Here is a 22,176-nt window from a genome sequence, read left to right on the forward strand (position 1 = left end):
GCCGAGGGAACTCCGCCGGTGAGCGCCCCGACCGGGCACGTCATGCTGGGCACATGGGGACAGCGGTGGGAATCGGTTGGCGAGCGGAGATCGATCTGACCATCGAGCGCCTGCCCGGCGTCGACTTCGTCGAGGTCATCGCCGAGAACATCTGCGCCGAACACCTCCCCGAGTCGCTGCGCGTACTGCGCGCGCGAGGCGTCGAGGTGATCCCGCACGGCGTCGGCCTCGGCCTGGCGGGCGCGGACCGCCCCGACCCGGCCCGCTTGGCCCGGCTGGCCGAGGTGGCGAGCGCGCTGGACTCGCCGCTCGTCAGCGAACACCTCGCGTTCGTCCGGGCGGGCGGCCTGGAGGCCGGTCACCTGCTGCCCACGCCGATGACGTGGGACGCCCTCGACGTGGTCGCGGAGAACGTGCGCATCGCCCAGGACGCGCTGCCGATCCCCCTGGCCCTGGAGAACCCGGCCACGCTGCTGTCCTGGCCGCACAACGAGATGACCGAGGCCCGGTTCCTGACCGAACTGGTCGACCGCACCGGCGTACGCCTGCTGATCGATGTGGCCAACCTGCACACCGAACGGGTCAACCACGGCCTGGACCCGGCCACCGCCCTGGCCGAGCTGCCCCTGGAAGCCGTCGAGTACGTACACGTGGCCGGCGGCGTCGAACGCGCCGGCCTGTGGCACGACACCCACGCACACCCGGTCACCGCACCGATCCTGGAGATCCTGACCACACTGTGCGCCCTGCGCCCGCCACCGCGCGTACTCCTCGAACGCGACAGCGACTTCCCCTCGACCACCGAACTGGCGGGCGAGCTGGCCGCGATCCGCGCGGTGGTCACCGGCCCGGCGGTGCGCTCGTGAGCGCCCGCGAGCGACTGGCCCGACAGCAGGGCGAGTTGCTGGCCGCGTTGGTGGCCGGTGGGCCGGTGCCGGCGGGGTTCGACGCCGAGCGGGTGCGGGTGCAGGCGCGGGCGTTGGCGGCCAAGCGTCGCGACTCGGCGGTGCGGGCGGTGCCGGAACTGGCGAGTGCCCTGGGCACCCGGTGGCCGGGCGAGTTCATGGCGTGGGCCCCGGTCCACCCGAAGCCGGCCACCGGCGGCACCCACGCGGACGTACAGGCGTTCGTCGACCATCTGCGTGCGCGGGGCACGCTGCCGGTCGCCCTCGCCAGGGCTCTGGTCACCCACACGCCGACCGCCTGGGACCGCCTGCGGGCCCGGCTGCGCCGTCGCCCGCACCCGCAGGCGCACTCGCACGGGTGACGGTCCCCGGCGTCGGGCGGGCCGACGCCGGGGCGAGGCTCAGGCCAGGCCGGCGAGCAGTTCGCCGACGGGGTGCCGGCGACCGGTGTAGAACGGCACCTCCTCGCGCACGTGCCGGCGCGTCTCCGAGCCGCGCAGGTGCCGCATCAGGTCGACGATCCGGTGCAGTTCGTCGGCCTCGAAGGCGAGGATCCACTCGTAGTCGCCGAGCGCGAACGAGGGAACGGTGTTGGCCCGCACGTCCGGGAACCCACGCGCCATCTGCCCGTGCTCGGCCAGCAGCCGGCGCCGCTCGGCGTCCTCGAGCAGGTACCACTCGTACGAACGCACGAACGGGTACACCGCGACGTAGTCGCGCGGCGTCTCCTCGGCCAGGAACGCCGGGATGTGGCTCTTGTTGAACTCCGCCGGACGGTGCAGCGCCATGTTCGACCACACCGGTTCGAGCAGCCGGCCGAGCCCGGTCCGGCGGAAACGGTTGTACGCCTCCTGGAGCGCGTCCGAGTCCTCCGCGTGCCACCAGATCATCAGGTCCGCGTCGGCCCGCAGGCCCGAGACGTCGTACGTACCGCGCACCACGACGTCCTTGTCCAACAGCTGCTCGAACAGCTGCTCGATCTCCCCGGCCAGGCCGGCGCGCTCGCCGGGCAACGGCTCACGAAGCCGGAAGACCGACCACATCGTGTACCTGATCACCTGGTTGAGGTCGCGGGCCTTGCGCCGGATCGGCGTGGGCTCGCCCTCGGACTCCAGGACGTCGTCGTTCAGGGCGGCGTCGATCACGGCTGCGGCGGCGTCGACCGGTTCCGGAGTGTTCTCCGCGGTGCTTTGCGTCATGGTCCGATTCTGCCTCGCTCGGCCCCGGGGTCAGTGCACGGGGCGCGCGAGCGGCCCGGCGAGCTCGGCCAGCACCTCGGTCGCGGCCGCCGTCGCACTCGCCACGCACGCCGGGATGCCCACACCCTCGTACACCGCGCCGCACACCGCGAGCCGCGGCAGCCGCTCCACCGCGTCGCGCACGCACGCGATCCGACCGAGGTGGCCCACCGCGTACTGCGGCAGCCCGCCGCCCCATCGGGTGACCCTGGTGTCGATCGGTTCGGCGCTCAGCCCCACCGCTTCCCGCAGGTCCGCGAGCGAGTCGGCGACCAGTTCGGCGTCCTCGCGATGCAGCGCGGCCTGCTCGCCGGCGCGCCCGAGTGAGGTACGCAGGACGAAGGTGTCCGGGTCCGCCTCGGCCAGCCAGGCCCACTTGTTCGAGGCGAACGTACTCGCCTTGATCCGCCGGCCGTCGACCGGCGGGACCAGGAATCCGCTGCCCTCGGGCACGCTCGTCAGGTCCGCGCGCCGGAACGCGAGGGTGACCAGGGCCATGCCGGCGTACTCGATCGAGGACAGTTCCACGGCCGCGACCGTCGAGTGCGCGCGCAACAACCGGGCCGCGGGCGCCGCCGGCACCGCGAGCACCACCGCGTCCGCCTCGACCGGGACCGGCGCGTTCGTCGGCCCGGTGATCAGCCGCCAGCCGGTCGCCGTGCGCTCCAGTTCACGCACCGTGCTGCGGGTCCGGATCTCGCCGCGCCCGGTGCCCACCACCGCGCCGGCGACCGCCCCGGGCAGCCGGCCGACCCCGCCGCGGATGCCCATGAACACCGGCCCCTGCGGGCGGGCGGCGGCGCCCTCCAGCAGCCCGCGCACGCCCGCGACCAGCGAACCGCCGGACCGCGCGAACGGGAGCAGCTGCGGGACGGCCGCCGCGAGCGAGATGTCGTAGGCGTTGCCCGCGTACACCCCGCCGAGGAGCGGTTCGACCAAGCGGTCCACCACCTCGTGGCCGACCCGCTCGGCGACATAGCGGCCCACCGAGACGTCGTCCTCGTAGCGGTGCGGCGCGAGCGCGTGGTCCAGCGGGATCCGGGCCAGACCCGCGGCCGACAACACCCCACTGGCGGCGAGTGGTTCCAGGTCGCCGGGCACACCCATCACATGCCCGCGCGGCATCGGCCGCAGCGCGCCGCGCGTCCACAACGACGCGCTCGCGGTGCTTGGCGGCTGCAGGTCGGCGGCCAGGCCGACCTCGCGGGCCAGGTCGATCGACTCGGTCCGCCGGGCCAGCATCGACTCGGCTCCCTCGTCGACCGGAACACCGGCGATGGTGCCCGCGTGCAGCTTGCCGCCGACCCGGGCGGAGCCCTCGAGGACCGTGACGGTCAGCTGCGGATCGCCGTCCCGGAGCAGGACCCAGGCGGCCGTGAGACCGGCGATGCCGCCACCCACGACGACGACATGACGACCGTTTACCGCCGGCGAACTGTCCACACCGCACCTTCTCACGAGCATCGCCCGAGACCCGGAACCGGCCACACGTCGGCGACGTCCGGGTGCGGACGGCAAGGGGCCCGACCACGAACCGATGCGGCCCGGTAGGCGCCGGCGCCGCGCCCGAGGCCGAAAAGCCCTACCGCGCGCTCGCCTCGTGGACGTGCGCCACGATGCGGGTGAGCATCTCCGGGTCCGTGTTCGGCAACACCCCGTGCCCCAGGTTGAAGATGTGTCCCTCGGCGGCACGCCCGGCGACGAGCACCTCGTCCGTCTTGGCCCGGACCGCGTCCCACGGCGCGAACACCACCGCCGAGTCGAGGTTGCCCTGGAGCGCCTTGCCCGGCCCGACCCGCTCCGCCGCCTCGTCCAGCGGGATCCGCCAGTCGACCCCGACCACGTCGGCCCCCGCCTCGCCGAACATGCGCAGCAGCTCACCCGTACCGACCCCGAAGTGGATCCGGGGCACGCCGTAGTGCTCGACGGAGGAGAGCACCTTGGTACTCGCCGGCAGCACCGACGCCCGATAGTCGGCCGCGGACAACGCCCCGGCCCACGAGTCGAACAGCTGGATCGCCGACGCGCCCGCCTCGATCTGTACCTTCAGGAACGCCGAGGTGATCTCCGCGAGCCGGTCCACCAGGTCGGCCCACAGCTGCGGGTCGCCGTACATCAGCGCCTTGGTCAGCTCGTGGTTCTTCGACGGCCCGCCCTCGACCAGGTAGCTCGCCAGGGTGAACGGCGCGCCGGCAAAGCCGATCAGCGGCGTGGCGCCCAACTCGCCGACGAGTTGCCCGACCGCCTCGGTGATGTAGGGGACGTCGTCGGGGGTGAGGTCGCGCAACTGCGCGAGATCGGCCCGCGAGCGGATCGGGTCGGCCACCACCGGACCGACCCCCGGCCGGATGTCCAGGTCGACGCCGATCGCCTTGAGCGGGACCACGATGTCGCTGAAGAAGATCGCCGCGTCCACCCCGTGCCGGCGCACCGGCTGCAGGGTGATCTCGGTGACCAGGTCCGGCCGCGTGCACGAGTCGAGCATCGCGATGCCCTCGCGCAGCTTGCGGTATTCGGGCAGCGAACGACCCGCCTGACGCATGAACCACACCGGGGTGTGCGGCACGGGTTCGCGTCGGCAGGCGCGCAGGAAGGCCGAGTCTTTGACGGCGGCGTGCGGAAGGCTCGTTTCGGTCACATCCGCCATCGTCCCAGACGCGCGCGGGCGGCCCGGACCGGGCGGCCCAGACGGAGCGCCCCGCCCGGCGCGTCGCCCGGGCCCGCGCACCCCGACGCGGCCTAGGCTGCAAGTCATGGCAGCAGTCGGCGAGACCGAGGAGCCCGAGGAGTTCCGGCAGGCGCTGGCCGGATGGCGGGCCGCGATCCTGCGCCCGGAGATCGTCCTCGAGGAGATGTCCCGGCCGCGCGGCCTGGCGCCCCATTCGGCGGCCTTCGCGGCCGAGGTGGCCCTGGGCGAGGACGAGGACGAACTGGCCGGCGGCCGGATCGTGCTGCTGCACGACCCGGCGGGCCACGAGGCCTGGGAGGGGACGTTTCGCGTGGTCACCATGACGCGCGCCGAACTCGAACCCGAGCTGGCGATGGACCCGCTGCTGCCCGAGGTCGGTTGGACCTGGCTGACCGAGTCGCTGCACGCGGTCGGCGCCGCCTTCCGCGCCCCCAGCGGCACGGTCAGCCGCAGTACGTCGCAGGGCTTCGGCGGGCTCTCCGGACAGATCGCCCGGACCGAGATCGAGATTCGCGCGTCCTGGACGCCCGCCGACGACGACCTGTTGCCGCACCTGCTGGCCTGGACCGAACTCATGTGCACGTGCGCGGGTTTGCCGCCGGTGGTTTCCGGCGAGGGGGTCGTCGCCATACCGCGCCGACCCGCACGACCAGGTTCCTGACACGCCGGGTCACCGGTCCGAGACCCCCCGGTCACACACCCGGGTCAACGTCGCATAACGGATTTGGATCTTCCTCTAAAGCCCGGCGCCATATGTGCCGAAGGACAGGGTGACCACCCCGAAGGAGTAGCTGGTCGGGCCGCTTCTTCGGGAATCGCGATCACTGCGCAGGAGGCCCGGTGTCGGTACTTCTCGATCACCCTGCAAACCTGCTTGCCTACCGTCCTTCCAAGCCCACGGCGATGGTTGTCGTCGCGGACCCTCGGGTTCGTGACGCGGTCATCCGCCACCTGTGGGCCCTCGGTGTGCGCGACGTCGTCGGGGCGTCGACCATCGCCGAGGCTCGATCCCGTGCCGGCACGCCGCGCGACCTGTGTGTCGCCGACGTGCACCTGCCGGACGGCTCCGGACTCACGCTTCTCACCGAGATGCGCGCGTCCGGGTGGCCGAACGGCTTGGCACTCTCCGCAGCCGACGACATCGGTGCCGTTCGTTCCGCGCTTGCCGCGGGCGTTCGGGGCTATGTGGTGACCGGCGCGCGAGCGGGACTGAACCCTGGACACGCACGGCAAGCGGGAATGCACCACGGGATGCCCCAGGCAAACCGCATGCGTCCGTCGGAACAGCGCGGGACGGAGCCCGGCTCCGGCGTCCGGGAGCTTTCGGCGCGCGAGATCGAGGTCCTGCGCCTCGTCGCGGAGGGCCGGTCCAACAAGGCGATCGGCCAGGCGATGGGCCTGTCGGCGCTGACGGTCAAGAGCCATCTCGCCCGCATCGCCCGCAAGATGGGCACGGGCGACCGTGCCGGCATGGTGGCCCTCGCGTTGCGGGCGGGCATCATCAGCTGACGCCACACGGCGGGGCATGCAGGACACCTCATCTCGGGTGCACATCAGGTACAGCCACATCAGGTACAGCCGAATCCCGGCGGGTGGACCCACCCGCCGGGATTCGGCGTGTCCGGCGGCGGCAGGCCCGGCGTCCGCGCCGGGCGGCCGGCCCCGGAGCGCGCGGCCGGATCCGGGTGGCGGCCGGACCCGCGCTCGCGCCCGCCGATTCCGCCGCCCCGCCGCCTCCCGGATTCCCGGGGCCGGCTGATTTCGGGCGGTTTCCGATCGCCGTACACCGTCCGTGGCGCGCCCACCTTGGCGGGGACCTGCCCGATCGGGTGGACGGGCGGGTTATTTTGGTGGGGTGACCGACGCCTCCTTCGAAACCTCATCCGAACTTCCGGCGCCGGTCCCCCCGGCGCCGGTCCCGCTACTGGCACCTCGTGAGGGCGTACCGCCGGTCGTGGCGGATCCGCGGGCGCTCGCCGAGACCGTCGCCGCCTTCGCCGCCGGAGCGGGACCGGTCGCCGTCGACGCCGAACGGGCGTCCGGCTATCGCTACGGACAACGCGCCTATCTGATCCAGCTGCGCCGGGCCGGCGCGGGCAGTGCACTGGTCGACCCGGCGGCCTGTCCGGATCTGTCCGAGCTCGGCGCGGCGATCGTCGACGCCGAGTGGGTGTTGCACGCCGCCTCCCAGGACCTGCCGTGCCTGGCCGAGGTGGGCATGATCCCCCGGCGGATCTTCGACACCGAACTGGCCGGCCGGCTCGCCGCCTTCCCCCGGGTGGGGCTCGGGGCGATGGTGGAGACCGTGCTCGGCTTCTCGCTGGAGAAGGGGCACTCGGCGGTGGACTGGTCGACCCGGCCGCTGCCCGAGCCGTGGCTGCGCTACGCGGCGCTCGACGTCGAGGTGCTGATCGAACTGCGCGACGAGCTGGAGGCGGTGCTGGTCGAGCAGGGCAAGCTGGCTTGGGCCCTGGAGGAGTTCGCCGCGATCGCCGCCGCGCCGCCGCCCGCGCCCCGGGTCGATCCGTGGCGGCGTACGTCCGGGCTGCATCGGGTGCGCCGGCGTCGGCAGTTGGCGATCGTACGTGCGTTGTGGCAGGCCCGGGACACCATCGCCCGGCAGAAGGACGTCTCGCCGGGGCGGGTGATCCCGGACACCGCGATCGTCGAGGCCGCGCTGGCCGGGCCGGGGTCGGTGGCCGCGCTGCTTGCGCTGCCCGGCTTCACCGGCCGGGACAGCAGACGTCAGGCCGGCGTCTGGCTGGCCGCGATCGAGCAGGCGCGGGCGCTGCCCGAGGTCGAGTTGCCGATGTCCACGCTGCCGCACGAGGGTCCGCCGCCGGCGCGGGCGTGGACGGACAAGGACCCGGCCGCCGCGGAACGGTTGACCGCGGCCAAGACGGCGGTGGCGGCCATCGCGGACGAGCACACGCTGCCCACGGAGAATCTGCTCGCGCCGGACTACGTGCGCCGGCTCGCCTGGGCACCACCGTCGGCGCCCACGGCGGACGCGGTCGGCGACGTACTGCGCGCGTTCGGCGCGCGGCCGTGGCAGGTCGGCCTCACCGCGCCGGCCCTGTCCGGCGCGTTCCTGCGGCTGGCCGCGCACGCCGCCAACGGCACCAGCGCCTGAGCCCGCGACGCGAGTAGCGGCTTCACCCGATCCCGTCGACCACCCGCGCGGCCCCACCGGGCCGCGCCCGGGCGGGCCGTCGAGCGGGCGACCCGCGCGCGAACCGCCTTACCCGAGCTTTGCTTTGTCCACATTGACGCCGGATCCCCCCGGATGGTTTGGTTAGCCTCGCCTAATTTCAACATTTGTTCGAGTCCGTGGGGTGGCCTGTGTTCGCCAACTATCTGATTGGCCTGCGCGAGGGCCTGGAGGCGGCTCTCGTGGTCAGCATCCTGATCGCCTACCTGGTCAAGACCGGTCGGCGTGAGGCACTGCCCGCGGTGTGGGTGGGGATCGGCGCGGCCGTCGCGATGAGCGTGGGGCTCGAGGCCGCCCTGGAACTGACCTCGGCGGAGATGGACTTCAAGGAGCAGGAGGCGTTCGGCGGCACGCTGTCGATCCTCGCGGTGCTGCTGGTCACCTGGATGATCTTCTGGATGCGGCGCACGTCGCATGCGCTGAAGGCGGAGTTGCAGGGTCGGTTGGATCACGCGCTGGCGATGGGCACCGGCGCGCTGGTGCTGACCGCGTTCCTGTCGGTGGGTCGCGAGGGTCTGGAGACCGCGGTGATCGTGTGGGGCACCGCGCGCTCCACCGGCGAGAACACCGACCCGATGATCGGCGTCGCGCTCGGCCTGGGCACCGCCGTCGTGCTCGGCTACCTCTTCTACGCCGGCGCGATCCGGATCAACCTGGCCAAGTTCTTCCTGTGGACCGGCGCCGGCCTGGTCGTGGTCGCCGCCGGTGTGCTCGCCTACGGCGTGCACGACCTGCAGGAGGCCGACTACCTTCCGGGTCTGACCAACCAGGCCTTCGACATCACCGACACCATCCCGCCGGACAGCTGGTACGGCACGCTGCTCAAGGGCATCCTCAACTTCCAGCCCGACCCCACGGTCCTGCAGGTCACCGTCTGGCTCGTCTACCTGATCCCGATCATGGCGCTGTTCTTCCTGCTGCCCAAGGGCACCAAGAAGGCACCCACCCCGGCCAACCGGGAGACCCCCGCCGCCGCCTGACCGGCCGCGCACCGTACCTACGCCGAAGGGCCCGATCCTCCTCGGATCGGGCCCTTCGTGCGTTGCCGGGAGGGTTCGGCCGGCTCAGCCGAACAGTGCCTTGCCCCAGTAGTCGTCCGCGCCGCGCACCCCGCCGGGACAGGCGAACAGCGCCGAACCCACGTGCTGGATGTACTCGTTCATCGCGTCCGAGTCCTTGCCCGCCAAGTTCTGCTGGAGCGGGATGAAGCCCTTGCGCGGGTCGCGCTGGTAGGCCAGGAAGAACAGGCCCGCCTCCAGCCGGCCCAGGCCGTCGGAGCCGTCCACGAACGAGTAGCCGCGGCGCAGGATGGTCACCCCGCCGTTGGAGTCGGGGTGCGCGAGCCGCACGTGCGACTTCTCCGGCAGCGCCTTGAGCGGCACCACGTCGTGCTCGCCGGTGGCGCCCTGCGGCGCGCCGACCCCCTTGCTCCGGCCGATCACGTCCTCCTGCTCCTTGAGCGAGGTCCGGTCCCAGGTCTCGATGTGCATCCGGATCCGGCGGGCGACCAGGTAGGACCCGCCGGTCATCCAGTCCGGGCCCTCGCCGGCCGGCACCCACACGTGTTCGCGCAGCCGGTCGGACTCGGTACCGGCGATGTTGCGCGTGCCGTCCTTGAAGCCGAACAGGTTGCGCGGCGTCATCGCCTCGGGCGTGGTCGAGGAGGTCTTGCCGAAGCCCAGTTGCGACCAACGCACCGACACCACGCCGAAGCCGATCCGGGCCAGGTTGCGGATCGCGTGCACCGCGACCTGCGGGTCGTCCGAGCAGGCCTGGACGGCGAGGTCGCCGCCGGAGCGCTGCGGGTCGAGCTTGTCCCCGGGGAAGGGGGGCAGTTCGGCGAGCGCCTCGGGCTTCTTGGCGGCGATGCCGAAGCGGTCCTTGCCGTCCTTGGTGAACAGCGAGGGGCCGAAGCCCACGGTGAGCGTGAGGTTGTTCGGCGGCAGCCCGAGGGCCTCGCCGGTGTCGTCCGGCGGCGACTCGGGGATGCCGCTGTCCGCGCCGGTACCGATCGGCTTGCCCGCGGTCATCGCCGCCGCGGCGGCGGTCCACTGCTGGAGCATCCGGACCAGCTTGGCGCGGTCGTCGGTGATCACGTCGAACACGCAGAAGTGCAACCGGTCCTGGACCGGCGTGGCGATCCCCGCCTGGTTGGCGCCGTGGAAGTCCACCGCGCCGCGGGCCGGGCCGCTCGACGTGTCGTCGTCGGTCCTGGTGACCGCGGTGGCCACGCCGCCGGCCCCGGCGGCGCCGACCACCAGCGCGCCACCGGTCCAGCCCAGCAGCGCCCGCCGGCTGACGCCGTCGCCCGACGGCTCGACCGTCTCGGCGACGGGTTCGATCTCGGTCATGGGGCCCTCCCTGTGCACGGTTGGTTCGGCGGGTTCTTCGATCGGTGTGGCGTCGGGCATGGCGTCGGACTCTACTGGGCGACGACGCCGGCCAGCTTCGACAGCGGTTCGCCGAGCGCGTTGACCACGTCCGAGAGTTCCTTGCGCTTGGCCGCGTCGACCGTGTCGTAGCCGACGTAGCCCTCGCCCTGCTTGTACTTCGCCAACTGACCCTGGATGTTGACGAACTCGCCGTCGAGGGTCGCGGCCAGGGCCGCGTCCTTTTCCGCGACGAACGGCTTGAGCAGGTCGTACGCCTTCTTGGCGCCGTCCACGTTGCCCGCGAAGTCGGACAGGTCGGTGTGGCTGAACGCCTCTTCCTCGCCGCTGATCTTCTTCGTCGCGACCTCGTCGAGCAGGCCCTTGGCGCCGTTGGCGATCGAGGTCGGGGTGATCTCGACGGTGTTGATCCGCGACTGGAGCGTCTTCAGGTCGGCGAGCAGCCGGTCCGCGTAGCCCTTCTCGGTGTCGGTGATCCGGCCGGTGGTCCACAGGGTCTTCTCGATCCGGTGCCACCCGGACCACTCCTTGCCCTGCTCCAGGTCCGCCTCGCGCGCGTCCATCTGCGGGTCGAGGTCGCCGAAGCTCTCCGCCACCGTCTCGATGGTCTCCCAGCCCAGGCGCGACTTCGGGTAGAGCTCCTTGGCCCGGGCCACGTCGCCCGCCTTGACCGCGGTGACGAAGTCGGTCGCGACCGGCAACATCTGGTTGACCGTGTCGGTGATGAACACCCGGTAGTGCGCGACCGCCTGGGCCAACCTCGGGTCGACCGCCTTCTCGGCGGGGGTGCCCGCGACGGTGATCGTCTGGCGGATGCCGTCGCCCTTCATGCCGGGCTTGCAGGCGACCTCGTACTTGCCCGCCTTGATCTCGAAGTTGAGCGTCGCCGAGGTGCCGGGACCTATGTTCTCCCGCTCGGTGACGATGCGGTCGCCCTGCGCGTAGACGTAGAGCTCGGTGATCTGGTTGCCCTTGTTGGTCACCTTGAGGCTGTTCTTGCCGGCCGGCCAGTCCTTCTTGGCGACGTCGCAGGACTTGTCCTTGGCGGTCACCTTGATCGCGTCGCCGGAGGAGTCGTCGCTGTTGCAGGCGGTGAGCCCGAGCGGCAGCGCGAGCAGCAGCCCGGTGCCCAGCACACGGGCGACGGGGCGGCGACGGACGACAGACATGAACTCTCCCGGGGACGAGACAGGCGAAGACGGGTCGAGGCCCGGCAGACGGACAGACCTGGATACAAGGGACGAAAAGCAATTATTAGGCAAGGCTAACCAAGCCTAGGCTTGGCTTATTTTGTCAGCCGAACGACTCCACACAGTCAAAACCGAGTAAAGGCACGGTTCGGCGAAAGTGGATCACGTCACGTCCCCTCCGGGACCTTTGGCGCGGCAAAGCATGGCAAGCCCGATATATACGTAGGGTCGTGCCAAGTCCGTTCAACCTGGAGCACCCGTGACCACCGCCGAGCAGGCCCCCGCCGCAACACTCCCCGGGGCTCGCGCCGCCGCCGACACCGGTACTCCCGCTCCCCTCGGCAAACGCGGCAGGCCCAGGGAACTCGGCCTGCTCGCGTGCACCGCGCTCGTGGTGGGCAACATGATCGGCTCCGGGGTCTTCCTGCTGCCCGGCGCGCTCGCCCGCTACGGCGGCCTGGCCCTGGTCGCGTGGGGCTTCACCTCGGCCGGCGCGCTGCTGCTCGCGCTGGTGTTCGCGCGATTCAGCACCATGTATCCGGATACCGGCGGCCCGTACGCCTACGTGCAGCGGGTGTTCGGCGATCGGATCGGCTTCTTCACCGGATGGGGCTACTGGATCGCGGTATGGGTGGGCAACGCGGCGATCGCCATCGCCGCGGTCAGCTACCTGGCCTACTTCGTCGAGCCGCTCGCGCACCATCGGTTCCTGGGCGCGGTGATCGCCGCCGCGTTGTCCTGGGCGGCGACGCTGCTGAACATCCGCGGTGTCGGCTCGGCCGGCGTGGTGTCCATCGTGCTGACCGCGCTCAAGCTGATCCCGCTGGTCGGCATCGCGGTGGTCGGCCTGTTCTTCCTGGACCGGGGCAGCGTGCCGGAGTTCAACCCGGGCGGCGGCTCGGCCGCGGCCGGGGTCACCAGCGCGGCCACGCTGACCCTGTGGGCGTTCGTCGGCATGGAGTCGGCGACCGTCCCGGCGGGCAGCGTGCGCGATCCGCGGCGGACCATCCCGCGCGCCACCGTGCTCGGCGTCGTGCTCGCGGCGAGTGTGTACGTCCTGGGCACCTTCGTGGTGATGACCCTGGTACCGGCCGCCGAACTCGCCGACTCCCCCGCCCCCTTCGCCGCCGCGGCCCGGGTCCTGGTGGGTGCCGCGGGCGGCTGGATCGTCGCCGCCGGCGGGCTGATCGCGTGCCTGGGCGCGATGGTCGGCTGGGTGATGATGCAGGGGCAGATCCCGCTCGCCGCGGCCCGCGACGGGCTGTTCCCGCGACCGTTCGCCCGCCTGGACGCGAACGGCACCCCGGCGTTCGGCCTGATCGCCTCGAACGTGCTGGTCACCCTGCTGATCCTGAGCACCGCCGGGGGCGGTCTGGCCGACCAGTTCGAGCGGATCATCCTGATCGCGACCACCATCTCACTGGTCCCCTACGGGCTGACCGCGATCGCGCTGCTGCGCCTGCTGCGCACCGACCGGGCCGCGTTCGCGGGGCCGGCGCTGGTGAAGTACGGCCTGATCGCGGTGTTGGCGGCGGCCTATTCGATCTGGGCCGTGGTCGGTTCCGGGTGGACGGTGATCTGGCAGGGGCTGGTACTGCTCGCGCTGGGCGGGCCGGTGTACGTGTGGCTGACCCGTCGGCGGGCCGCGGACCGGCCGGTCGGTGACCACAGTGGCACCAAGGGCTAGTGCCGCGCCCGGCAACGTTTGCCCCGTCACGGCGCCCGGCACGGCATCCGCCCTTCGGGCTCCTTGCTGCGCTCGCCACCCCGCCGAAACATCCGAGTACTCCGGTACGAGAACGTTCCGGCGGCGCACCGAGGCACCGCACCGAACACCGCGCCGGGGCAAACGTTGCCGGGCGCGGCACTAGGCCCTTTGGTTACTCATGAGTAGCATGGGGCTCGTACCCATCGCAGGAGGAGTGTGCGCTCGTGCCTCGTAACGTCCGGGACGTCGTCTTCGTAGACGGCGTCCGTACCCCCTTCGGCAAGGCCGGCCCCAAGGGCATCTACCACGAGACGCGCGCCGACGACCTCGTCATCGCGTGCATCCGTGAGCTGATGCGCCGCAACCCGGCGCTGCCGCCCGCCCGTGTGGACGAGGTCGCGATCGCGGCCACCACGCAGATCGGCGACCAGGGCCTGACCATCGGCCGCACCGCGGCGCTGCTCGCGGGACTGCCGCGCGAGGTGCCCGGCTACTCGATCGACCGCATGTGCGCGGGCGCGATGACCGCGGTCACCACGGCCGCCGGCGGCATCGCGTTCGGCGCCTACGACGTCGTGGTCGCCGGCGGTGTCGAGCACATGGGCCGACACCCCATGGGCGAGGGCGCCGACCCGAACCCGCGGATCATCTCCGAGCAGTTGGTGGACCCGTCCGCGCTGGTCATGGGCAACACCGCGGAGAACATCCACGACCGCTTCCCGCAGCTGACCAAGGAACGCGCGGATCGTTACGCGGTCGGCAGCCAGGAGAAGGCCGCCCAGGCGTACGTCGACAACAAGATCCAGCCCGACCTGGTCCCGATCGCGGCCCGCTCGGTCGAGCAGGGCTGGGGGCTGGCCACCGTCGACGAGCCGATGCGCCCGGGCACCACGATGGACGGGCTCGGCGCGCTGAAGACCTCGTTTCGTCCGCACGGCCGGGTCACCGCGGGCAACGCGGCCGGCCTCAACGACGGCGCGACCGCGTGTCTGCTCGCCGCCGAGGACACCGCGCGCGAGCTGGGCCTGCCGATCAAGATGCGCCTGGTGCAGTTCGCCTTCGCCGGCGTCGAGCCCGAGGTGATGGGCATCGGTCCGGTCCCGGCCACCGAGAAGGCGCTGGAGCGGGCCGGTCTCACCATCGAGGACATCGGCCTGTTCGAGCTCAACGAGGCGTTCGCGGTCCAGGTGTTGTCCTTCCTGGACCACTACAAGATCGCCGACGACGACCCGCGCGTGAACAAGTACGGCGGCGCGATCGCCTTCGGCCACCCGCTCGCCTCCTCGGGCGTACGGCTGATGACGCAGCTCGCCCGGCAGTTCGAAGAGCACCCCGAGGTGCGCTACGGCCTGACCTCGATGTGCATCGGGCTCGGCATGGGCGGCACCGTCATCTGGGAGAACCCGAACTGGACCGCGACTGCCGAGGGCACCGCGACCTCCGCCGCGAACTCCGAGGGGAACGACAAGTGAGCGACCTGACCCGACTGGCCGCCGAGGTCTTCCCGGACGAGCTGGTCTCGCACTTCCCGGTACGCGTGCTCGATCTCCCCGGCGGCGCGGGCAAATTCGCGCTGATCACGATCGACAACGGCTTCGACCACACCAAGCCGAACACGTTCGGTCCGGCCGGTCTGGGCGAGTTGAACGCCGCGATCGACAAGGTCGAGACACTGGCCGCGGCGGGCGGGATCGTCGCGGCGGGGGTGACCGGCAAGCCGTTCATCTTCGCGGTCGGCGCCGACCTCAAGGGCGTCGAGAAGGTCGCCGAGCGCGAGCACGCGCACGCCATCGGCAAGGCCGGCCACGACACGTTCAAGCGGCTGACCGCGCTGCCGGTGCCCACGTTCGCGTTCTACAACGGCGCGGCCATGGGCGGCGGCGTGGAGATCGGCCTGGCCTGCACGTACCGCACCATCTCCACCGCGGTACCGGCCTTTTCGCTGCCCGAGTGTTTCCTGGGCCTGGTCCCGGGTTGGGGCGGCTGCGTGTTGCTGCCGAACCTGATCGGTGCGGACCGCGCGGTCACCGTGATCATCGAGAACGCGCTCAACCAGAACCGCCAGCTCAACGGCCCCAAGGCATTCGAACTCGGGATCGCGGACGCGCTGGTGGACTCGGCCGACTTCCTGGCCCGGTCGCTGGTGTGGGCGGGCAAGGTCGTCTCCGGCGAAATCGTGGTCGAGCGCCCGGAGATCGACCGCGGCGCGGGCTGGGACGCGGCGATCGCCCGGGGTCGCGAGATCGCCGACTCGAAGGTGCACGGGGCCTCCCCCGCGCCCTATCGCGCGCTGGAGATCATCGACGCGGCGCGTAACGCCCGCTTTGGTGATGTCGCCACTCTGCAGGCCGGCTTCGACGCCGAGGACGACGCGCTCGCCGACCTGATCATGGGCGACGAACTGCGCGCCGGGCTCTACTCGTTCAACCTGGTGCAAAAGCGCGCCAAGCGCCCGGTCGGCGCTCCCGAGCGGCAGCTGGCGCGCCCGGTCACCAAGGTCGGCGTGGTCGGCGCCGGGCTGATGGCCTCGCAGCTCGCGCTGCTGTTCGCGCGTCGCCTGCGGGTGCCGGTGGTACTGACCGACATCGACCAGGAGCGGGTGGACAAGGGCGTCGGCTACGTGCACGCCGAGGTCGACAAGCTGCTGCTCAGGAAGCGGATCTCGGTGGACGCCGCGAACCGGCTCAAGGCGCTGGTCACCGGCTCGCTGACGAAGGACGCGTTCGCGGACGCCGACTTCGTGATCGAGGCGGTGTTCGAGGAGATGGCGGTCAAGCAGCAGGTGTTCGCCGAGGTCGAGGCGGTGGTCTCGCCGACCTGCGTCCTGGCCACCAACACCTCGTCGTTGTCGATCACCGAGATGGCCTCGAAGCTGGCCCATCCCGAGCGGGTCGTCGGCTTCCACTTCTTCAACCCGGTCGCGATCCTGCCGCTGTTGGAGATCGTCCGCGCGGAGCAGACCGACGACGGCACGCTGGCCACCGCGTTCGCCGTGTCCAAGCAGCTCAAGAAGACCTCGGTACTGGTCAAGGACGCCCCGGCGTTCGTGGTCAACCGGGTGCTCACCCGCTTCCTGGGCGAGGTGCTGGCCGCGGTGGACGAGGGCACCCCGATCGAGGTCGCGGACAACGCGCTGGCCCCGCTCGGGCTGCCGATGTCCCCGATGGTCCTGCTCGAACTGGTCGGCCCGGCGATCGCCGCCCACGTGGGCGGCACGCTGCACGGCGCCTTCCCGGACCGCTTCGGTGTGTCGCCGAACCTGGAGCGGGTGGTCAAGGCGGGCAAGCGCTCGTTCCTGACCTGGGCCTCGGGCGCGCAGGAGGTCGACCCGGAGGTGGCCGCGCTGCTGCAGGTGGGCGACTCTCCGTCGACCGAGGAGCAGGTCCGCGACCGCGCGCTGGCCGCACTGGCCGACGAGATCAACCGGATGCTGGAGGAGGGCGTCGTGGCCGCCCCCCAGGACATCGACCTGTGCATGATCACCGGCGCCGGTTGGCCCTTCCACCTGGGTGGCATCACCCCCTACCTGGACCGCGCCGGGGTCAGCGAGAAGACCCTCGGCAAGCGCTTCCTCCCGGCGGGGGTCGCCTCCGTCCCGCGGTAGGCGACAGCACACCACGAAGGGGCGGTCTCCGACGGGTCGGAGGCCGCCCCTTCGGCATGGCGCGGGCGGGACATCGGCGATTCGGCACCGCGTGCCGACGCCGAATCGCCCGGGCGGCACCGGTCGGGTCGGCCCCGGGGCGTCGGCGCGCGTGTACCGGCGCGCGTGTTCCGGCGTGGCACATCGGGTCGTCAGGTCAGGTCGGCGGCCAGGATGTCGAGGACCGTCTCCTCCTCGAGTTTGACGCCCGACGCGAGCATGGTCGGGGTGAGTTCGGGATCCCAGGTGGCGTCGTGCGGGCTGCCCGCGAGCGGCTCCAGTGGGGTGACGTGGGATCGGGCCAGGCGAATGCCCGCTTCGTGGTCCGGGGTGCTCATCCGCCACGGGGAGGCGCCGCGCAGGAGGCGGTCGGCCATCGCCAGGCCCGGCCAGTCGAAGTCGCCGTGGTAGCACAGCCGGGCACCGGATTCGGCAAGGGCTTCGAGGAGGGTGGTCACCACGGTCGCCGGGTTGCCGGCGGTACACACGAGCGGAGCTCGCGCACCACGATCGGCGGCGACCTCCACCACCCGGGGGTTCTCGCAGACGTGGACCCGCGTCCCCGGCGCCACGGGTGGGCCGCCAGTCGGCGGAGCTCCCGCAGGGTCGGGTGGGTCTCGAAGCCCGCGTCGGTGCGCTCGCGCAGCAGGCGGGACGCCGGGCTCGGGCCGGGGGGGTCGCAGGCCCAGGGTCAGTACGGTCGCCGAGACCTCGTCGGCGACCGCGCCGGCCGTTCGCCACAGGTCGCGCCGACCGGGCGCGTGCGCGGGCAGCACCCCGTTCGCGTATCGCAGCGCCAACCCGCGCAGCACGATCCGGGCGAGCAGCGTCCCGTCGTCGAGGCCGTGCGCGGTGCCGGTGACCCGCGCGGCCAGGTCGCCGCGGCCGACGGGGTGGTCGGGGTCGAGCGCGGTCGGCACCCGGGCACCCTGTTCGATCAGCCGCAGCGCGGCGTCCGCGTCCAGGCGGGCGAGGGCGCCGGAGCGGCGGCGTACGGACTCGACCCATTCGCGGTCGGCAAGCACAGCGGCCCGGTCCCACAGCCGCTTCGTGGTGTCGTGGGCGCTGCGGCGTTCGCCCTGGCGATCGCGCAGCGGACCGTCGAGTGCTTCGAGCGCGGGGACGAGGCCGCCGGCGCCGGCGCGCAGTCGGGCGTCGACGTCGGCGAGGGACACGGTGACATTTCCCGTCGGCGGGACGGGCCGGCCGAGCAGCATCGACAATGCCCGGCGCTCGGCCTGGTCCCAGTGTGCGCCGCGGATGTGGCCCTGGACGGCATGGCCGTTGCGTTCCAGGCGCACGCGCAGGCGGTGCCACAGGTCGGCGAGCTCGGGGCCGGCGAGCCAGGCCGGCGTGGCGGCGGAAACCGCCGGGGAATCGCCCGCGTTCGGCGGTGTCGCCCGCGCCGGCGGGCCGGTCCGCGCCGCGCCCGTCGCGCCGGCGGGCGGGTTCGGACTCACGTCGCCACCAGATGCTTGCGGGAGCCGTCCCAGGTGAAATGGAGGGTGGCCACGCCGCGGTGATGCGGGTCGCGCAGGCATTCGTAGATGTGCAGGGACGGCACCTCGCGGAAGGTCCCCCACAGGCGTTCGCTGGTCAGCACGAAGTCGAGGTCGATCCGAACCAGGAGGCCCAACAGGCGCCCGTGGGTGGGTTCGTCGACCTTGGCGAACGCGTCGTCGAGCAGGATCATCCGCGGCGCCTGGACCGCGCCGGCGGCGACCACTTGAAGTGCGCGGCGGCGGTGGCGAACAGGACGAGGTAGGAGATCACCCGCTGTTCGCCCTGGCTGAGACCGATCCGCGCGTTGAGGGTACGGGCCGTGCCCGGGCGCGCGTCGTCGAGCACCTGGACCGCGAAGGTGTGCCATTCGCGGTAGTCGAGCGCCTTGCGCAGATGCACGGCGTAGCCGGCGGTCGGGTCCTTGTGTCGCTCGGCCTCGATCAGGCGCTGGAGCACCGCCCGCAGGCTCTCCGCGTGCTCGCGCGAGCGCAACGCGGCGGAACCGTCGAGCAGGTCGACCGCGGCGCGGGTGTCGGCGTCGGCGTCGGCGTCCTCACGGATCCGCCACACCAGACGTGCGCCGAGCCCGTGTGAGGTACGCACGTCGTCCAGGGTCTCGTTCATCAGCGCGATCAGTGACGTCGCGGCGAACACCTGGCCGGTCAGGTTGTCGCCCAACTCGCCCAGCAGGTACTTCTCGAAGACCTCCCGCTCGCGTTCGGAGAGGCGGGTGCGGGCGTCCTCGGCCCGGCCGGCGAGCCGGCGGGCGATCAGGGCCACGTCGTGTCGACCGTGGTCGTCGGTGATGTGGCACAGCTTGACCTCGTCGGTCTCGGTCAACACCGCGTCGTAGCCGCCGCGCAGGCCGGCCTGGAGTTCGGTGTACCGGTTGAGCAGGGTCGTGTCGGAGACGTCCTTCGCCGGTGCCCGGAGCCGGGCCCGGATCTCCCGCAGCAGGCCGTCGAGGGCGCGGATCCGGGCACGCACGTCGGTGTCGGGCGGCTCGGGCGCGATCAGTGCCTCGGCCCCGTCCAGGCCGGCGCCGCGCTGGACCTCGGGCAGCGCGAGCGCGCGGCGCAGTTCGGCGCCGGCGGCGACCACCGCCGCCTCGAGGGCGGTGAGGTCCGCCTTGCGGGCGTCGCGTTCGGCCTCGGTTCGGATGGCCTCGTCGTGGGTCTCCTGCACGGCGTGCTCGGCGGGGCGGATCTCGGTGCGGGCCTCGTCCAGGCACCCGGACACCTCCCGCTCGCGGGCCAGGATGGCCTACGGGTCCTCGCCGAGCGCGGCCTCCGGTACGGCCAACGCGGCCTGTTCCTCGGCCGGCCGGCGAAGGCTGTCCTCGTGCCCGGACACCTGGCGGGTGTGCTCGAGGTGCGCCGCGCGCCATCCCTCGCGCGCGGCCGCCCAACTCCCGATCCACCAGCGCGAGCAACTCGGCGGCCACCTCGCGCGCCGCGTCCGCCCACGTGAGCACGTCGTCCACGTCCCGCTGGATGCGCTCACCGAGCTTGGAGATCTGATAGCGCGCCCGAGCCCGCTGAAACTCGGCGATGCCGGCCGCCCGCACCCGATGTGTGCTGCGAATCAGGTTGCCCCAACCGACCAGCGCGTCCAACCGCGCGGTGACGACCTCCACATCGTCGCGCCCGAGCCGCTCGGCAACCTCGTGCGCCGACAGATCGGCCATCAGCGACGACCCGAAACAACCGCACGACGGCGAGATAGTCCTCCCGCTCCGACACGCTCAGATAGGTGTACGCAACCAGCCGAGCTCGATCCTCCTGGTCCCCGCGCGTCATCCACCCAACCTAAACGCCCCCCGTCGACCCCTCCCCCGAACTCGCGAAACGCCATGCCCCACCACCCACCGGGCGTACGGCGGCGCGGCCGACCGTCAACGAATCGCCGACCAGGACAAATCGAGCACGACCGGGAAGGGCACTTTGACCTCGACCACGTCGTGGAACAGCCCCGTCGCCACATATGCCTCGGTGCCCGGGTCGCGCTCGTATACGGAGATCCGGGTCGTCTTGGTGGCCTGCTCGTAGTCGATGATCCAGTAGTGCGGGATGCCGGCCTCGGCGTAGAGGTGCCGCTTGCGGCCGTAGTCTCGGGTGCGCGAGTCGGCGGAGACGACCTCCGCGGCGAGGAGGACGTGTCGAGCATCCACCCGGGTCTGCATGGGGTCGCGCAGCAGCGCGTCGGGAATCACCAGGATGTCGGGTTCCGGGCCCTGCGGCGGTGCGACCACAACGGTCCATTCCCGCATGACCAGCAGATCCTTGGGCTTCTGCCGGGTCAGTCCGTTCTCCAGCGCCTTCAGCATCAGACCGTGGAACGCGGTCCGGGGGCCGGTCGGGATCAGGGCCCCGTCGATGATTTCGACGTGGCGCGGCGCGTCGTCGGCAAGGCGATCCAGGTCGTCGACGGTCCATCCGTGTGTCGGCGGCGGATCCAGCCACTCGGGAAGCGCGGTCATCGCGACAACTCCTCGTCTTCCGATCCGGCCCGTACCGTACCCTCGCCGCGCCCACGTCCCCCGCCGAGCGAGGTCGAGCGACTTCGGGATTTCGACGTGGCGGCCCACGCGGCATCGGTCACTCGCGGGACGGGTCCGCCGGTAGCGCCAGGGTGTGGAGCAGGTGCTCGCATGCTGCGGCCTCGTCGGTGAAATCGGCGACCACATACCACTCGCCGCGTTCGAAGACCCCGGTCTGCCGGCCCGCACCGGCACGCCGCAGGGACACGAACTCGGGTAGCAGCGGCACGGGCTCGTGCGCGTCCTGGATCCACATCTCGCCCTGCGCCACACCGCCTCGGCGCAGGGCGAGGAACACCTCGTGGCGATCCACCGATCAGCGCTCCGTCGAGGCCGCCTGGACGGCGCCGGCACCGGCCGGTACGACGCCGGCCACGACAGCCCCGCCCGCCGCCGTGACCGACCGCCAACGTTTGAAGATCCGCACCTGTCGCCTCCCGAGATCATGTAGGAACGAGCCACTCATACCGCCCGAAAAGCGGGTGCCGGCGCTCCATCGCCACAAAGTCACCCGAACGGTTCCACGTCATCGGGACGAATCGGTCGGAACCCGTGGGCGATCGGGCCGGTGTGTCCCCGATCGGCGATGCGCGGTTCGGACACGGCAGGATTGTGGGGTGACTGAATTGATTCGGATGCCGCAGGTTGCCGAGTTGGAGCGACTGCGGGAGATCGAGGTGGCGGCCGGGGTGCCGTTCGCGGCGGTGGGAATGCCGGAGATCGCGGCGGACGAGCCGCTCTCCGTCGCGGAGTTGGCTCGGTATCGGGACGACGGGCGGTGCCTCGTGGTCGGCGAGCCGGCGCTCGCGTACGTGATCTGGGATCTCGTGGACGGGGCCGCGCACATCGAGCAGGTGTCGGTACATCCGGACGCGGCGCGGCGCGGGCTCGGGCGGGCGTTGCTGGATCGGGTGCAGGAGGAGAGCGGGCTCGCGCTGACGTTGACCACGTTCGTGGACGTGGCGTGGAACGCGCCGTACTACGCGCGGCTCGGCTTCCGGATGCTCGACGCGGCCGAGGTGACGCCCGGCCTGGCGGCGATCCGGGCGCATGAGGCGGCGGTCGGGCTCGATCGGTGGCCTCGGGTGTGTATGCGGCGACCGGTCTCGGATCCGCACCACCCGCACCATCCGCACTGATTTGCGATTTCCCCGGCGTTG

Annotated in this window: 20 protein-coding genes and 1 pseudogene; 10 read left to right on the forward strand and 11 right to left on the reverse strand. The window is 71.9% G+C overall.

Features of this window, described 5'->3' with window-relative positions; all coding sequences use genetic code 11:
• Nucleotides 1-53 precede the first annotated feature (53 nt).
• On the forward strand, nt 54-866 hold the full coding sequence (locus ABIA38_RS28165) for a DUF692 domain-containing protein (protein ID WP_424641660.1): 813 nt from the start codon (nt 54-56) through the stop codon (nt 864-866).
• The gene (locus ABIA38_RS28170) at nt 863-1,267 is read left to right on the forward strand and encodes a hypothetical protein (protein WP_424641661.1); all 405 of its coding nucleotides are present in this window, start codon (nt 863-865) and stop codon (nt 1,265-1,267) included. Before ABIA38_RS28165 ends, ABIA38_RS28170 begins: the two co-directional genes overlap by 4 nt.
• Nucleotides 1,268-1,306: 39 nt before the next feature.
• Here ABIA38_RS28170 and hemQ read toward each other — a convergent pair whose 3' ends face one another.
• The 3 genes from hemQ to hemE all read right to left on the reverse strand — a co-directional run bounded on the left by hemQ (nt 1,307) and on the right by hemE (nt 4,790).
• Nucleotides 1,307-2,104: a hydrogen peroxide-dependent heme synthase gene (hemQ, locus tag ABIA38_RS28175; protein WP_424641662.1), complete on the reverse strand. Its 798-nt coding sequence runs from the start codon at nt 2,102-2,104 to the stop codon at nt 1,307-1,309.
• A 30-nt stretch (nt 2,105-2,134) separates the two neighbouring features.
• A complete protein-coding gene (gene hemG / locus ABIA38_RS28180; protein WP_424641663.1) occupies nt 2,135-3,607 on the reverse strand; it encodes a protoporphyrinogen oxidase in 1,473 nt (490 codons plus the stop codon).
• Nucleotides 3,608-3,725: 118 nt separating this feature from the next.
• Nucleotides 3,726-4,790, reverse strand: a complete 1,065-nt coding sequence (gene hemE, locus ABIA38_RS28185) for a uroporphyrinogen decarboxylase (RefSeq protein WP_424641664.1) — start codon at nt 4,788-4,790, stop codon at nt 3,726-3,728.
• 106 nt (nt 4,791-4,896) lie between these two features.
• Between hemE and ABIA38_RS28190 the strand changes: the two genes are divergently transcribed.
• From ABIA38_RS28190 to efeU, 4 genes are all read left to right on the forward strand, one after another.
• Entirely contained in the window at nt 4,897-5,493 is a 597-nt protein-coding gene (locus ABIA38_RS28190) for a DUF3000 domain-containing protein (protein WP_424641665.1), read from the forward strand.
• 179 nt (nt 5,494-5,672) lie between these two features.
• Entirely contained in the window at nt 5,673-6,341 is a 669-nt protein-coding gene (locus ABIA38_RS28195; RefSeq protein ID WP_078974877.1) for a response regulator transcription factor, read from the forward strand.
• A gap of 346 nt (nt 6,342-6,687) precedes the next feature.
• On the forward strand, nt 6,688-7,965 hold the full coding sequence (locus ABIA38_RS28200; protein WP_424641666.1) for an HRDC domain-containing protein: 1,278 nt from the start codon (nt 6,688-6,690) through the stop codon (nt 7,963-7,965).
• A gap of 209 nt (nt 7,966-8,174) precedes the next feature.
• Entirely contained in the window at nt 8,175-9,023 is an 849-nt protein-coding gene (efeU, locus tag ABIA38_RS28205; RefSeq protein WP_424641809.1) for an iron uptake transporter permease EfeU, read from the forward strand.
• A gap of 84 nt (nt 9,024-9,107) precedes the next feature.
• Here efeU and efeB read toward each other — a convergent pair whose 3' ends face one another.
• Both efeB and efeO read right to left on the reverse strand, forming a co-directional pair.
• Nucleotides 9,108-10,394 (reverse strand): iron uptake transporter deferrochelatase/peroxidase subunit, encoded by a 1,287-nt coding sequence (efeB, locus tag ABIA38_RS28210; protein ID WP_424641667.1) that lies wholly within the window; start codon nt 10,392-10,394, stop codon nt 9,108-9,110.
• A gap of 71 nt (nt 10,395-10,465) precedes the next feature.
• Nucleotides 10,466-11,602: an iron uptake system protein EfeO gene (gene efeO / locus ABIA38_RS28215; protein ID WP_424641668.1), complete on the reverse strand. Its 1,137-nt coding sequence runs from the start codon at nt 11,600-11,602 to the stop codon at nt 10,466-10,468.
• 280 nt (nt 11,603-11,882) lie between these two features.
• Between efeO and ABIA38_RS28220 the strand changes: the two genes are divergently transcribed.
• The 3 genes from ABIA38_RS28220 to ABIA38_RS28230 all read left to right on the forward strand — a co-directional run bounded on the left by ABIA38_RS28220 (nt 11,883) and on the right by ABIA38_RS28230 (nt 16,935).
• The gene (locus ABIA38_RS28220; protein ID WP_424641669.1) at nt 11,883-13,310 is read left to right on the forward strand and encodes an amino acid permease; all 1,428 of its coding nucleotides are present in this window, start codon (nt 11,883-11,885) and stop codon (nt 13,308-13,310) included.
• Nucleotides 13,311-13,555: 245 nt separating this feature from the next.
• On the forward strand, nt 13,556-14,803 hold the full coding sequence (locus ABIA38_RS28225; protein ID WP_424641670.1) for a thiolase family protein: 1,248 nt from the start codon (nt 13,556-13,558) through the stop codon (nt 14,801-14,803).
• Nucleotides 14,800-16,935, forward strand: a complete 2,136-nt coding sequence (locus tag ABIA38_RS28230) for a 3-hydroxyacyl-CoA dehydrogenase NAD-binding domain-containing protein (protein ID WP_424641671.1) — start codon at nt 14,800-14,802, stop codon at nt 16,933-16,935. Before ABIA38_RS28225 ends, ABIA38_RS28230 begins: the two co-directional genes overlap by 4 nt.
• 191 nt (nt 16,936-17,126) lie before the next feature.
• Here the strand turns inward: ABIA38_RS28230 and ABIA38_RS28235 are convergent, their stop codons facing one another.
• From ABIA38_RS28235 to ABIA38_RS28260, 6 genes and pseudogenes are all read right to left on the reverse strand, one after another.
• A complete protein-coding gene (locus ABIA38_RS28235; protein ID WP_424641672.1) occupies nt 17,127-18,434 on the reverse strand; it encodes a TIGR02679 family protein in 1,308 nt (435 codons plus the stop codon).
• Nucleotides 18,431-18,667 (reverse strand): hypothetical protein, encoded by a 237-nt coding sequence (locus tag ABIA38_RS28240; protein ID WP_424641673.1) that lies wholly within the window; start codon nt 18,665-18,667, stop codon nt 18,431-18,433. Before ABIA38_RS28240 ends, ABIA38_RS28235 begins: the two co-directional genes overlap by 4 nt.
• On the reverse strand, nt 18,664-19,716 hold the full coding sequence (locus ABIA38_RS28245; protein WP_424641674.1) for an SbcC/MukB-like Walker B domain-containing protein: 1,053 nt from the start codon (nt 19,714-19,716) through the stop codon (nt 18,664-18,666). Before ABIA38_RS28245 ends, ABIA38_RS28240 begins: the two co-directional genes overlap by 4 nt.
• A 220-nt stretch (nt 19,717-19,936) precedes the next feature.
• Nucleotides 19,937-20,164 (reverse strand): annotated as a pseudogene (locus tag ABIA38_RS28250) (DUF2397 family protein); the annotation flags it as partial.
• Nucleotides 20,165-20,371: 207 nt separating this feature from the next.
• Nucleotides 20,372-20,956 carry a Uma2 family endonuclease gene (locus ABIA38_RS28255; protein WP_424641675.1) on the reverse strand — a complete coding sequence of 195 codons (585 nt, stop codon included), beginning with the start codon at nt 20,954-20,956 and terminating at the stop codon, nt 20,372-20,374.
• Between the two features lie 118 nt (nt 20,957-21,074).
• Nucleotides 21,075-21,329, reverse strand: a complete 255-nt coding sequence (locus ABIA38_RS28260) for a hypothetical protein (RefSeq protein WP_424641676.1) — start codon at nt 21,327-21,329, stop codon at nt 21,075-21,077.
• Between the two features lie 304 nt (nt 21,330-21,633).
• Here ABIA38_RS28260 and ABIA38_RS28265 point away from each other — a divergent pair, with 304 nt between their 5' ends.
• On the forward strand, nt 21,634-22,155 hold the full coding sequence (locus ABIA38_RS28265; protein WP_424641677.1) for a GNAT family N-acetyltransferase: 522 nt from the start codon (nt 21,634-21,636) through the stop codon (nt 22,153-22,155).
• Nucleotides 22,156-22,176: the final 21 nt, after the last annotated feature.

This window comes from Embleya sp. AB8 (assembly GCF_049739465.1).
In the GTDB taxonomy this organism is placed as follows: domain Bacteria; phylum Actinomycetota; class Actinomycetes; order Streptomycetales; family Streptomycetaceae; genus Embleya.